Genomic DNA, 13,010 nt, shown 5'->3' with positions numbered 1-13,010 from the left:
TTCCTCGTCTCTGCGGACTGCGTGCTGCCTACCGGGGGCCGGTGCGGACTCTCACCCCACCCAACGGATCCTACGGCGCCTGCATTCCCCAGCTGTCCCCCGTGGACCTGAACGGCTCAGCTTCGGGAGTAGGTCTTCGTCAGGAGGAGCTTTCCGGTGCCCGAACCGGTGGTCTCGCAGGCGGTGTCGACGAGGTAGGCGTCGACGCTCGCGGGGTCGCCGGGGTGCGGCAGGACGAGGAGGTAGACGGGGGTGCCCAGGTAGTTGCCGCGCTGGGAGGCGAGCGGGGTGTCCGGGCGGTCCGTGGCGTGCTGGACGCAGGAGGGGACGGCCCCGGGAGCCTGCCGGTCGCCGGGGGCGGCGGGGGCGGCGGGAGAGTTCTCGAGCCCCAGGGTGTTGTTGTTCTGCTCGTCGGGGACGCTCTTGACGCCCTGCTCCGGGGGGAGGATGCCCCGGACGCTGTCCTGGAGGCCCTCTGCCGTGTAGGCGACGCCGGAGGAGGCGGCTCCGGTGTCGGAGCTGGACGCCGGGGCGCGTGTGGCGGTGCCTTCCTGCGGTGGGCTGGAGAGCTCGCTGAAGAGGAAGATCCCGAGGGCGCAGGCTGCGGCCGAGACGAGACCGGTGAGTACGGCGATTCTGCGGCGGGCGCGGCGCCGTCCCGGGCCGGTTGGGCCGGCCGGGTGACCGGCGGGCCGGTGGGCGGGCGATGTTTCACGTGAAACATCGGCGGAGGCGGAGGCGGCGCGGGGCCGGGGTGCGGGCCGGGTGTCCTCGTTGCGGCCGTGCTCGGTTCCGGCCGGGGGTGCGGTGGCGTCGAGGAGGGCCTCGGCGGCGAGGGCGGCGTCGATGCGGCCTGCGATGTCGGCGGGCATCCGGGAGGGTCCGGGGAGGGTGCCGAGGAGGGAGCGGATCTCGTCGAGGGAGGCGCGGACGTCGGCGCACAGGGAGCAGTCGCCGAGGTGGCGGCGGATCTCGGCGGTGCGGGACGGGGAGAGGAGCCCTTCGGTGAGGTCGGAGATCTCCGAGACGTCCGGGTGCCGGATCGTGCCGGTCGTGTCGGTCGTGGGGCTCACGGTCGTCCACCTCCGCCCTTCACTGGGTCTGCGTCTTGGTCTGGATGCCGGGGTTCTGCCGCTGGTGGGACGGGAGTCCCCGGCGTCCGGTTCCTTCCCCGCTCCGAGGTGGTGTTATCCCCGGCATTCGTGCGCAGATGAGTGAGCATCGGGACGAGTTTCGCGCGGCCGCGTGCGCACCTGCTCTTGACGGTGCCGGTGGGTACGTCGAGGACGCGGGCGGCTTCGGCGACGGAGTATCCCTGCATGTCGACGAGGACGAGCGCGGCCCGTTGTTCGGCCGGGAGGGTGCCGAGGGCGGCCAGGAGCTGGCGGTGGAGGTCCTGGCGCTCCGCGGGGGCCTCGGCGGACTCGTGGGGCTCCAGGAGGCGCTCCAGGCGGTCCGTGTCGTCGAGGGGTGCGGTCCTGCGGGAGGCGGCCTTGCGGGCGCGGTCGAGGCAGGCGTTGACGGTGATGCGGTGGAGCCAGGTGGTGACGGCGGACTCGCCGCGGAAGGTGTGGGCGGCCCGGTAGGCGGAGACGAGGGCGTCCTGGACGGCGTCGGCGGCCTCCTCGCGGTCGCCGAGGGTACGCAGGGCCACGGCCCACAGCCGGTCCCGGTGCCGCCGCACGAGCTCCCCGAAGGCATCGGGATCTCCCTTGGCGTGCAGCGCCAGGAGTTCCTGGTCGCTCCGGTCGTCTCCCGTTGCTGGTTGCATCACACCTCCCCTCCCGGAGGGAGCGTACGGGCCGGGCGGGACGAATACGAGGGTCCGCCGTGCCGTCGGCACGGCGGACCCGGGGCGTACCGATCAGGAAGCAGGCTGGTCGCCGGTGCCGAGAATCTTGATCTCGTTGATGCCGCCGCGGAAGCCGTCCCCACCCTCCGAGGGCAGGGCGGTGATGTGCACCACCACGAAGCGGGTTTTGATCGGAGTGTCCCGCGTGGCCTGCAGCTTCTTCCCCACGGTGCCCAACTTCACGAGCTCTTGGGGGAAGTCGGAGATGCCATGCGGCGAGGAGGCCTCGGGGGAGGCGGCGCGGACCTCGACCTTGTGTCCCGCGCCGTGCATGTCCACGTCGACGCCCGTCACCTCCTGGACGCTGCCGAGGTCGACGACGATGCCACTGCCGTCGTCGAACTTGTCCAGGTTGCCGAACTTCCCGCCGTAGCCGTAGAAGATCAAGGTGATCCACGCGGTGTCGGAGTTGCCGTCGATGGCCTTGTCGACGTCGTCGGGCTTTATCGGCTCCTTGCCGAAGACGGAGACGCCGGCGATGTGCAGCGGCTTGCTCTCCTTGGGCTTCTTCTTGTCCTCGTTCGTCGTGGACTGCGAGTTGCCGGTTCCGCCACTGTCACCCTTGCCGCGGCCCAAGAGGGTGTCGGCGAGCTGCCAGCTGCCGAGGCCCAGGGCGGCGATGAGCAGGGCCGCGACGCCCCACTTCAGGGCGCGTCCGGTCCGGCTCTGCAGCGGGGGCGGCGGCGGGGCGACGGGCCGGCTCTGGGCGGTGGTGACGCCCGCGGCGACGGGGCGGCCGTAGCTGCCCTGCTGGTAGGTGGTCTGCTGGTACTCGGGAGGGGCGGTGAAGGCGGGCTCCGGGGGCCGGATGCGGGGCATCGCGGCGACGGCCTTGGCCAGCTCTTCGGGAGTGGTGCAGGCGGGTTCCTGGCTGGAGGCGGTGGCCCCGTCGTTGGCGAGGGCGCGCATGGCGAGCTCGCCCAGGCCGCGGTGGACGCCGGCGCGGACCTGGTCGGGGGCGATCAGGCCGACGCCCTTGGGCAGGCCGGTGAGGCCGTAGGCGTCGTTCTCGTACGGCCAGCGCTGGGTCAGGGCGGCGTACAGGAGTGCGCCGATGGCCTCGGTGTCGGCGCGCTGCGGGGTGTCGCTGGTGATACCGCGCAGGGCTGCGTTCACGGCGAGGCCGCGGATGCGGTACTGGCCGGTGGAGGTGCGCAGTATCGCGCTGGGCGTCAGGCGCAGATGGGCGAGGCCCTCGCGGTGTGCGGCGGTCATCGCCTGGGAGACCTGGTGGACGAGCTGGTAGGCCTCGTGGGGTTCCAGGGGGCCGGCGGCGAGCAGCGCGGTGAGTTCGGTGGCGTCGGGGAGCCACTCGTGGACGACGTAGACGAGGTCGTTCTCCTCCACGGCGTCGAGGACCTGGACGAACCGGGGGTCGCCGAGCAGGGCGGAGGAGCGGGCTGCGGCCAGGACGGAGCGGGCCCGGGGGTGGTCGGCGGGGAGCAGGTGGACGCCCACGGCACGGCGCAGCTTCTCGTCCATCGCACGCCAGCTGCTGAATCCGTCCAGACGGGTGACGCACTCTTCGAGCCGGTAGCGTCTGGCGAGCTTGTGGCCGCTGTGGAGTTCGGGTGCGGCCGCGGGGGCCGCGCTGCTGCGTTCGCCGTCCTTTTCTGGCATGGGTCCGTCCGCGGCTCGTCCGTTCTGGATGTCCACCCCGTCGGCCGTGGCCTGTGCCGCCTGAGCGGCCAGCGGCTCGTCGCCGCTGTTGTCGGCCACGTCGACGGCAGCCGTGCTACGTTCCGCCACCGTCGTTCCCGCCTCCCCATCCGTTACGCGCTGTCGGCCAGTCTGCGAAGCCATGCCAATTGTGCCCACAGTCCGGCGCTATGCACGACACGCGAAAGGGGGCGACGGTTGTGCGGATCAGCGCCCCAAACGCCCGCGGACCATTCCGACCATCGCGTTGAGCTCTTCGATCCGCATCCGCTTTGCGGCGAGGAGGAAGACGGCGGCCAGTGCGATGCCGCCGGCCGTGAGGGCCGCGGCGGAACCGCCGACTCCGCTGCCGAGGGCCTGGGTGACCCCGTAGGCGACGGCTCCCGCGACCGCGGCGGCGGGGACGCAGGCGCCGGTCAGGCGGGCGTAGGTGCGGGCCACGTGGGCGCCGTCGAGGTCGCCGCCGAGGCGGGTCTTCAGGCGGCGCCAGGCGACGCCCACACCGACGGCGTAGCCGAGGCCGTAGGCCGCGGCCATACCGACGACGGCCCAGCGCGCGGGGAGCACGAAGAACGCGGCGGCGGAGACCGCTGCGTTGACGCCGGCGACGATGACGGTGTTGTAGAAGGGCGTGCGGGTGTCCTCGTAGGCGTAGAAGCCGCGCAGGACGACGTACTGGACGGAGTAGGGGATCAGGCCGAGGCCGAAGGCCATCAGGACGTAGCCGATGTTCTGGGCGCCGGCGCCGGAGCCGGCGTAGAGCAGGGTGGCCATGGGGACGCCGAGGGCGAGGAATGCGAAGGCGCAGGGGACGATCGCCACGGCCGAGGTGCGCAGCCCGTAGGAGATGTCGTCGCGGACGGCGGCGGCGTCGCCGTCGTGGGCGGAGCGGGAGATGCGGGGCAGGACGGCCGTCATGACGGAGACGGTGATGATCGCCTGCGGCATCTGCCACAGCAGCAGTGCGTAGTTGTAGGCGGTGATGCCGGTGCCGGGGTGTCCCTGCTCCTCGGCGACGGATCCGGCCCAGGTGGCGAGTTGGGTGACGACGACGAGGCCGACCTGGTTGGCGAGGACGAAGAAGAAGGTCCACTTGGCCAGGCGGGCGGCCTTGCCGAGGCCGTGGCCCTTCCAGTCGAAGCGCAGGCGCGGCTTGAAGCCGGCGTCGCGCAGGTAGGGCAGCATCGCGAGGGCCTGGACGGTGAGGCCCAGCAGGGTGCCCAGGCCCAGCAGGCGGACGCCTTCGGGGGTGACGGTGGTGGCGTTGACGCCGGAGGTGGTGAAGCTGCCGAAGGCCCAGATGAAGGCGCCGAAGGTGGCGATGACGACGATGTTGTTGAGGACCGGGGTCCACATCATGGCGCCGAAGCGGCCCCGGGCGTTGAGGATCTGACCGAGGACCACGTGGACGCCCATGAAGAACATGGTCGGCAGGCAGTAGCGGGCGAAGGCGACCGCGACGTCCATCTGGGCCGGGTCGGAGGCGATCTTCGGCGACATCATCGTGATGAACACCGGGGCGGCCAGGACGCAGATGGTGGTGACGGCGGCCAGCAGGACCACGACGAGGGTCAGCAGCCGGTTGGCGTACGCCTCTCCCCCGTCGCTGTCGTTCTTCATGGCCCGGACCAGCTGCGGGATGAAGACGGCGTTGAGGGCGCCGCCGCCGACCAGCACGTAGATCATCGTGGGCAGGGTGTTGGCGACCTGGTAGGTGTCGTTGAAGGTGCCGACGCCGATGGCACCGGCGATGACCAGGGTCCGCAGGAAGCCGGTGATGCGGGAGACGATCGTGCCGGCGGCCATGAGCGCGCTGGACTTGAGCAGGCTCGCGGCCCGGCCGGCCGGCTTGCTGGGTGCCGGGGCCGCGACGGGGGCGTCCTCCGCGGGGGTGCGGGGGGCCGCCTCCTGGTCGCGGTAGAGGTGCGCGAAGGCGTCGGGCTCGGGCTGTTCCTCCGCGGCCTTGGTGACGAGGGAGTCCACGCCGACGAACTGCGTGGTGGTGGCGCGGTCGCCGTAGGGCAGGTGGCGGGAGGGGCCGTCCGGCTCGGGCGGGGGCGTCTGGGCCCACACGCGTGAGTCGGGTGCGTACGAGGGCGCGGTCGGCGCCGCGTACAGCGGGCCGGGCTCCTGGAAGGTGCCCGGCGGCGGCGGCGGGTGCGAGGCGCGGTCGTAGAGCACCTCGGCGACCGGGTCCTGGGCCGAGAGGTCCTGTGCCCGGTACGGATCGTTGTCGTAGGCGTCCTGGACATACGGGTCGTGGTCCGGCGCGGGCGCAGGCGCGGGAACCTGCCCGGGCACCGGGGTGCCCTCGGCAGTGCCCTGGGAGGGCGAGGGCCCGCCAGTGCCCTGCGCGCGGTCACCGTCGTACGGCGCGTTCATCGAAACCCCACCTCATCGTCCCCAGGCCGGCCGGCCACGGTATCGCTCAATGGTTCACTGTCTCACCCGTGCCGGACCCGTCGGTGCTTTGCGGTCCGGTGTCCGGGGACTCGTCACTCGGCTGCGTGCTCTCCTCGGCGGCGGCGCGGGCCGCGACGCGCTTGCGGCTGGCGTACATCTTCATGCCTGCCAGGACGAGGAGGAGCACACCGCCGGCGATCACGAGCATGACGGTGGGAGTGACCTCGGTGGCCTCCACGGTGAACTTGCGCGGTTCGCCGTAGGGGATGCCGTCCTTGGTGAAGAGCTGTGCGGTGACCTCGACGGGGCCGCTCGCGGTGGCGTTGGCGGGGAACTTCACGGTCTGGGTGTGGTCGCCCTGGACGGAGACCTGCTGTTCCGCCTGACCGCTCTTGCCGAACATCAGACGGGTCGGGTTGGCGGACCTGACCCGCAGGACGAGGTCGTGGACGTCCTGGACGAGGCTGTTCTGCACGCTGATGGGGATGGTGGCGCTGTGTCCGGACAGGGTGGCGTCGGACTTGGGGACGACCTTGACCTTCTGCGTGAGGCCGAGCAGGTACTCCTGTACCTGGTCCCGGTAGAGGCGGGCCTCGTCGGGGCGGCCGCGCCAGGAGGTGGACATCTCCCGGTTGGTGGTGTTGCCGAAGGGGATCTCCACGCGGTCGGGTGCGGCGAGGATCACCTTGAAGTGGTCGAGGGTGTTCTGGGTGGTGCGGATCTTCTCGAAGGCCGCGACCGGCATTTCCTGCTTGGCGAGGGCCTCGGGGTACTGCCCGGCGCCCGGGACCTGGGTGGTGGCCCCGGGATCGGGCTTGGCCGTGGCGGCGGCTTCGAGGTCCGCGGGCTGGGTCCAGCGGCCGGCCTGGAGGCCGCGCAGGGCGGCTGCCATCGTCTGGACCTGGCTGACGGTGGGCATCCGCTGCGGGGTGACGACGAAGCTGCGCTGCTCCTCCGTCTTCTGCAGGTTCAGGGCGAGGCTGTCGGCGAGGAAGCGCTGTACGGCGAGCGTCGAGTTCGCGGCGCTCAGCATGTCGCCCTCGAAGGCGGTGGAGAGTTCGGCGTCCGCGACGACCGCGGTGGTTCCGGCGCCGATGGGCCGGGCGGCGGAGGGCGTGTACCCGAGGGCTCCGCTCTCCTGGAGGCTGTCGCTGCGGGCCAGGACGTTGTGGGCACCGGCCGAGGTGGCGACGTTGACGATGGAGGGATCTATGGCGCCGTCGACGGGCCAGGAGAAGTCGGTGGTCACGGGGACGTGCAGGACCGTCTCGACGGCCTGCTTCGCCTTGTCCGTGGCGGGGCGCAGCTGGCCCAGGCTCCCCGAGACGTCCTTGCCGCGGTGGGCGAGGGAGGCGAGGTCGGGGTCGGCGAAGGGCAGGGCGACGACCTTCTTGCCCTGGACGGCGGTTTCCAGCGCGCTCAGCCACTGCTCGGCGACGGCCTTGTTCTTGCCCTGGACGGGCTTGCCGCCCGGGACGCGGACCCGGTAGCCCTTGGTCATCGCGTCGACCGTGGCCAGCAGGTCGGGGTCGATGACCCAGGTGACCGGGAGTTCCCTGCCGAGCGAGACCATCTGGCCCAGGCGGCCCGTCGGCTTGAGTTCCTCGGCGAGGGAGTCGTCGAGGAAGACGGGGGTCTGGATCTCGTCGGAGCCGGTCTCGGCGGTCAGGTGGGTGGTGGAGATCAGCGGCCACACATAGGTGAGCTGGGCGCGCTTGGAGGCGGCCTCGGGCTGCCAGGGCAGGAAGGTCCGCTTGATGCCGAGGACCTGCTCGGAGGGGCGGCTGTCGGTGACCCCGGACAGCGAGACGCCGAGCTGGTAGACGCCGTCCTTGTCCAGCTCGAGTTTGTTGACCGGGACGGTGAGGGTGAACGGGCGGCTGACCTTCGTGGGCAGCCGGTCGATCTTCACGGCGTAGGCCGGGTCGATCTCGCCGGGGTCGTTGCCCGGCCGGAAACCGGTGCGCTCGGCGGCCTCGCCGATGGACGAGCGGTCCGCGAGGGCGGGCCCGACGCGCAGGCCCACGTGGGCGTCGTTGATCGTCTCGGAGCCGTTGTTGACCACGACGCCCTCGAGGGTGAGGGTGTCGCCCTTGACCGGTGCGGCGGGGGCCATCGAGACGAGCTGGACGTCGACCGAGGGGCCCGTGGCCGCTTCGGCCCGCGGGGCGGGAGAGTAGACCAGGCCGGCGAGCACCGGGGTCCCTGCGAGCAGGATCATCGTGCGCCGCAGCCAGCGGCGCCGGGCAGGGGCGGGGGAGGCCCCCTGGATGTCTGCCGCTTCCGCCACGCGCTGGCCCGTCCCTCGAAGTCAGTGGTCGTCGTTCGTGCGTCCACGAATGGTAACGAGGCCCGCTGTGCGCGAGTGCCGCGCGGTTGCTCCACATGATCGTCCCGGCCCCGGGGCGCCGGTGTACAGGGTCGCCGTGAAACGGGGAAGCCCCTGGCGGGCGGGGCACGTACCCTTTTCTGTTGTGCCGAACGCCAATGAAGACAACCCCAGTGCCCTGAGTCAGGTGCAGCGCCGCGCGGTCAGTGAACTGCTGCGGGTCGCTCCTGTCGCCGACGATCTCGGCCGCCGGTTCCAGGAGGCGGGCTTCAGCCTCGCCCTGGTCGGCGGGTCCGTCCGCGACGCGCTGCTGGGGCGTCTGGGCAACGACCTCGACTTCACCACCGATGCCCGTCCCGAGGACGTGCTGAAGATCGTCCGGCCGTGGGCGGACTCGGTGTGGGACGTGGGCATCGCCTTCGGCACGGTCGGCGCGCAGAAGGCGGGCTTCCAGATCGAGGTGACGACGTACCGCTCCGAGGCGTACGACCGCACCTCGCGCAAGCCCGAGGTCTCCTACGGCGACTCCATCGAGGAGGACCTGGTCCGGCGTGACTTCACGGTCAACGCCATGGCCCTGGCTCTGCCCGAGCAGGTGTTCATCGACCCGCACGGAGGTCTGGAGGACCTGGCGGCCGGTGTGCTGAGGACCCCGGGCACCCCGGAGGACTCGTTCTCCGACGACCCGCTGCGGATGCTGCGGGCGGCGCGGTTCGCGGCGCAGCTGGACTTCGAGGTCGCCCCCGAGGTCGTGGCGGCGATGACGGCGATGGCCGACCGGATCGAGATCGTCTCGGCGGAGCGGGTGCAGGGGGAGCTGAACAAGCTGCTCCTCTCTGCCAACCCGCGCAAGGGCCTGGGCCTGCTCGTGGACACCGGGCTGGCCGCCCGGGTGCTGCCCGAGCTGCCCGCGCTGCGGCTGGAGCGTGACGAGCATCACCGTCACAAGGACGTCTACGACCACTCGCTGATCGTGCTGGAGCAGGCGATCGCGCTGGAGGAGGACGGCCCGGACCTGGTGCTGAGGCTCGCGGCCCTGCTGCACGACATCGGCAAGCCGCGGACGCGCCGCTTCGAGAGCGACGGCCGGGTCTCCTTCCACCACCACGAGGTGGTGGGCGCGAAGATGACCAAGAAGCGGCTGACCGCTCTGAAGTACTCCAACGACATGATCAAGGACGTGTCGCGGCTGGTGGAGCTGCACCTGCGGTTCCACGGCTACGGCGACGGGGAGTGGACCGACTCCGCGGTACGCCGTTACGTCCGCGACGCCGGCCCGCTGCTGGAGCGCCTGCACAAGCTGACCCGGTCGGACTGCACCACGCGCAACAAGCGCAAGGCCAATGCCCTCTCCCGTACCTACGACGGTCTGGAGGAGCGGATCGCCCAGCTGAAGGAGCAGGAGGAACTGGATGCGATCCGGCCGGACCTGGACGGCAACGAGATCATGCAGGTGCTGGACGTCGGCCCCGGGCCGCTGATCGGGAAGGCATACGCGTTCCTGCTGGATCTGCGGCTGGAGAACGGCCCGATGGAGCGCGAGGCGGCGGTCTCCGCCCTCAAGGAGTGGTGGGCCGCACAGGCCTGATGCAGAAGGGGCGGGGTCGATGTTTCACGTGAAACATCGACCCCGCCCTCAATGTTTCACGTGAAACGTCGTGTCTGGCGGCCCAGGAGGAGCGCGGTCGCCGCGTACAGGGCGCCCACGCCGAGGATCAGGATCGTGGAGCGTCCGTCGGCGGGGAGCATGAGTGCGGACACGGCGGCCGCACCGACGAACGAGACGTTGACCAGCACGTCGTAGATGGAGAAGACGCGGCCGCGGTAGTCGTCGTCCACCTGGGACTGGACGACCGTGTCGGTGGCGATCTTGGCTCCCTGGGTGGTGAGGCCGAGGACGAACGCGGCGACGAGCATCGGACCGAAGTCGAAGAAGAGGCCCAGGGCCGGGACCAGGACCGCGGAGGCCGCGGAGCAGGCGGTGATCCAGCCGAGGGTGCCCAGCCGGCCCACCAGCCAGGGGGTCACGACGGCGGCGGCGAAGAACCCGGCCGCGGAGGCGCCGACGGCCATGCCCAGCAGGGCCAGGCCCTCGGCCTCGGTGTCCGACCAGGAGTAGCGGCAGAGCATCAGCAGGGTGACCGTCAGCGCCCCGTAGCAGAACCGCATCACGGTCATCGCGGTGAGCGCCTGGGCGGCGTCCCTGCGCGAGGCGAGGTGCCGCAGCCCCTCGGCCATGCCCCGGACGGTGAGGGCGATTCCCTCGACGACGGAGGGGTGGGTCGCGCCCGGGGGGTGGTCGGGTCCCAGGAGGCCGATGTCCAGGCGCAGGGAGACCAGGGCCGAGCACAGGTAGAACGCGGCGGCGAGCAGGACGACGATGGCGTTGGAATCGGAGGCCAGCAGCCGGACGAGGAAGGCCAGTCCCCCGCCGGCGGTCGCGGCGAGGGTGCCCGCGGTCGGGGAGAGCGCGTTCGCGGTGACCAGCTGGTCGGGGCCGACGACGTGGGGCAGCGAGGCGGCGAGTCCGGCGAGGACGAAGCGGTTGACCGCCGTCACGGACAGGGCCGAGGCGTAGAAGAGCCAGTCGGGGACGTGCACCACGATCAGCATCCCGGTGAGGCAGGCGAGGAAGGCCCGCAGCAGGTTGCCGTAGAGGAAGACCTGCCGACGCCTCCACCGGTCGAGGAGCACCCCGGCGAAGGGTCCGATCAGCGAATACGGCAGCAGCAGAACCGCCATGGCCGAGGCGATGGCCGCGGGCGAGGTCTGCTTCTCCGGGGAGAAGACGACGTATGTGGCGAGCGCGACCTGGTAGGCGCCGTCGGCGGCCTGGGAGAGCAGCCGTACGGCGAGCAGGTTGCGGAAGTCCCTCAGGCGCAGGAGTACGCGCAGATCACGTACGACAAGCATGTGGGCAAGGGTCACATACGCGGAGGGTCCCCGGGCACATTGCCCGGGGACCCTCCGCGAAGAACTGCCGAAGTCCAGGTGTCCGCAAGGACGCCGGGGTTTCGACTAGCGCTCGACCTCGCCCTTGATGAACTTCTCGACGTTGGCCAGGGCCTCGTCGTCGAAGTACTGCACCGGCGGGGACTTCATGAAGTAGCTGGACGCCGACAGGATCGGGCCGCCGATACCGCGGTCCTTGGCGATCTTCGCGGCGCGCAGGGCGTCGATGATGACACCGGCGGAGTTCGGGGAGTCCCACACCTCGAGCTTGTACTCGAGGTTCAGCGGGACGTCGCCGAAGGCGCGGCCTTCGAGGCGGACGTAGGCCCACTTGCGGTCGTCGAGCCACGCGACGTAGTCGGACGGACCGATGTGGACGTTCTTTTCACCGAGCTCGCGGTCGGGGATCTGCGAGGTGACGGCCTGCGTCTTGGAGATCTTCTTCGACTCCAGGCGGTCGCGCTCCAGCATGTTCTTGAAGTCCATGTTGCCGCCGACGTTGAGCTGCATGGTGCGCTCGAGACGGACACCGCGGTCTTCGAAGAGCTTCGCCATCACGCGGTGCGTGATGGTGGCGCCGACCTGCGACTTGATGTCGTCGCCGACGATCGGGACCCCGGCCTCGGTGAACTTGTCCGCCCACTCCTTGGTGCCGGCGATGAAGACCGGGAGGGCGTTGACGAAGGCGACCTTGGCGTCGATGGCGCACTGGGCGTAGAACTTCGCCGCGTCCTCGGAACCGACGGGCAGGTAGCAGATCAGGACGTCGACTTCGCGGTCCTTGAGGACCTGGACGACGTCGACCGGGGCCTCGGCGGACTCCTCGATGGTCTGGCGGTAGTACTTGCCCAGGCCGTCGAGGGTGTGGCCGCGCTGGACGGTCACGCCTGCGTTCGGGACGTCGCAGATCTTGATGGTGTTGTTCTCGCTGGCGCCGATGGCGTCGGAGAGGTCGAGGCCGACCTTCTTCGCGTCGACGTCGAACGCGGCGACGAACTCGATGTCACGCACGTGGTAGTCGCCGAACTGGACGTGCATCAGACCGGGGACCTTGGCCGCCGGGTCGGCGTCCTTGTAGTACTCGACGCCCTGCACCAGCGAGGCGGCGCAGTTGCCTACGCCGACGATGGCTACGCGAACCGAACCCATTCCGGTTGCTCCCTGTTTGTTCTCGGACGAGGGCTGCGAGATGCAGGCCTCATTTTGCAGTTTCGTCGGACGGACCGGGTCGTCTCTGATCCCGTCCCGCCCGCTCGCTCTCGATGAGCTCGTTCAGCCAGCGCACTTCGCGCTCCACGGACTCCATGCCGTGCCGCTGCAGCTCGAGCGTGTAGTCGTCGAGGCGCTCCCGCGTGCGGGCCAGTGAGGCGCGCATCTTCTCCAGACGCTCCTCCAGCCGGCTGCGGCGGCCCTCCAGAACCCGCATGCGCACCTCTCGTTCGGTCTGGCCGAAGAAGGCGAAGCGGGCGGCGAAGGACTCGTCCTCCCAGGTGTCGGGGCCGGTGTGGGAGAGGAGCTCTTCGAAGTGCTCCTTCCCGGCGGCCGTCAACCGGTAGACGATCTTGGCGCGGCGCCCTGCGAGTGAAGCGGCGAGGGCGTCTTCCGGAGCGTTGCCCGGCTCTTCGATCAACCAGCCGTTGGCGACCAGCGTCTTGAGGCAGGGGTAGAGCGTTCCGTAGCTGAAGGCTCTGAAGACCCCAAGCGAGGTGTTGAGCCGCTTGCGCAGCTCGTAGCCGTGCATGGGGGATTCGCGGAGCAGGCCGAGGACGGCGAATTCGAGGATGCCTGAGCGCCTGCTCATCCGCCTGCCTCTCC

General features: G+C 70.7%; 9 protein-coding genes. 1 reads left to right on the top strand and 8 read right to left on the bottom strand.

Going from position 1 to position 13,010, the window contains the following annotated elements:
• Positions 1-116 precede the first annotated feature (116 nt).
• The 5 genes from ACIGFK_RS08120 to ACIGFK_RS08100 form a co-directional block, all read right to left on the bottom strand.
• Positions 117-1,073 carry a hypothetical protein gene (locus ACIGFK_RS08120; protein WP_386468701.1) on the bottom strand — a complete coding sequence of 319 codons (957 nt, stop codon included), beginning with the start codon at positions 1,071-1,073 and terminating at the stop codon, positions 117-119.
• Positions 1,070-1,771: an RNA polymerase sigma factor SigM gene (sigM, locus tag ACIGFK_RS08115; RefSeq protein WP_376662390.1), complete on the bottom strand. Its 702-nt coding sequence runs from the start codon at positions 1,769-1,771 to the stop codon at positions 1,070-1,072. The genes ACIGFK_RS08120 and sigM overlap by 4 nt, the downstream gene beginning before the upstream one ends.
• Before the next feature lie 93 nt (positions 1,772-1,864).
• Complete coding sequence (locus tag ACIGFK_RS08110; protein ID WP_400050977.1) at positions 1,865-3,601, bottom strand: protein kinase family protein; 1,737 nt, start codon at positions 3,599-3,601, stop codon at positions 1,865-1,867.
• A gap of 117 nt (positions 3,602-3,718) precedes the next feature.
• Positions 3,719-5,893 carry a murein biosynthesis integral membrane protein MurJ gene (gene murJ, locus ACIGFK_RS08105; protein ID WP_376661741.1) on the bottom strand — a complete coding sequence of 725 codons (2,175 nt, stop codon included), beginning with the start codon at positions 5,891-5,893 and terminating at the stop codon, positions 3,719-3,721.
• Between the two features lie 46 nt (positions 5,894-5,939).
• Positions 5,940-8,204: a DUF6049 family protein gene (locus tag ACIGFK_RS08100; protein ID WP_400050975.1), complete on the bottom strand. Its 2,265-nt coding sequence runs from the start codon at positions 8,202-8,204 to the stop codon at positions 5,940-5,942.
• 184 nt (positions 8,205-8,388) lie between these two features.
• On the opposite strand from ACIGFK_RS08100, the gene ACIGFK_RS08095 reads away from it, so the two are divergent.
• Positions 8,389-9,831: a CCA tRNA nucleotidyltransferase gene (locus ACIGFK_RS08095; protein ID WP_386468695.1), complete on the top strand. Its 1,443-nt coding sequence runs from the start codon at positions 8,389-8,391 to the stop codon at positions 9,829-9,831.
• Between the two features lie 56 nt (positions 9,832-9,887).
• Here ACIGFK_RS08095 and ACIGFK_RS08090 read toward each other — a convergent pair whose 3' ends face one another.
• The 3 genes from ACIGFK_RS08090 to ACIGFK_RS08080 all read right to left on the bottom strand — a co-directional run bounded on the left by ACIGFK_RS08090 (position 9,888) and on the right by ACIGFK_RS08080 (position 12,996).
• Positions 9,888-11,156 (bottom strand): MFS transporter, encoded by a 1,269-nt coding sequence (locus ACIGFK_RS08090; protein ID WP_376661744.1) that lies wholly within the window; start codon positions 11,154-11,156, stop codon positions 9,888-9,890.
• Between the two features lie 105 nt (positions 11,157-11,261).
• The gene (locus ACIGFK_RS08085) at positions 11,262-12,344 is read right to left on the bottom strand and encodes an inositol-3-phosphate synthase (RefSeq protein ID WP_376662279.1); all 1,083 of its coding nucleotides are present in this window, start codon (positions 12,342-12,344) and stop codon (positions 11,262-11,264) included.
• A 49-nt stretch (positions 12,345-12,393) separates the two neighbouring features.
• On the bottom strand, positions 12,394-12,996 hold the full coding sequence (locus ACIGFK_RS08080; protein WP_136210355.1) for a PadR family transcriptional regulator: 603 nt from the start codon (positions 12,994-12,996) through the stop codon (positions 12,394-12,396).
• Between the last annotated feature and the right edge of the window lie 14 nt (positions 12,997-13,010).

Source organism: Streptomyces sp. NPDC085524, assembly GCF_044541755.1.
Classification (GTDB): domain Bacteria; phylum Actinomycetota; class Actinomycetes; order Streptomycetales; family Streptomycetaceae; genus Streptomyces.
The sequence above is the reverse complement of the archived record's forward strand: the minus strand, read 5'-3'. Positions and strand labels throughout refer to the sequence as shown.

Coding starts and splice junctions, on each gene's coding strand:
- ACIGFK_RS08080 (WP_136210355.1), bottom strand. CDS start 12,996: ATGAGCAGGCGCTCAGGCATCCTCGAATTCGCCGTCCTCGGCCTGCTC.
- ACIGFK_RS08090 (WP_376661744.1), bottom strand. CDS start 11,156: ATGCTTGTCGTACGTGATCTGCGCGTACTCCTGCGCCTGAGGGACTTC.
- ACIGFK_RS08085 (WP_376662279.1), bottom strand. CDS start 12,344: ATGGGTTCGGTTCGCGTAGCCATCGTCGGCGTAGGCAACTGCGCCGCC.
- murJ (WP_376661741.1), bottom strand. CDS start 5,893: ATGAACGCGCCGTACGACGGTGACCGCGCGCAGGGCACTGGCGGGCCC.
- sigM (WP_376662390.1), bottom strand. CDS start 1,771: ATGCAACCAGCAACGGGAGACGACCGGAGCGACCAGGAACTCCTGGCG.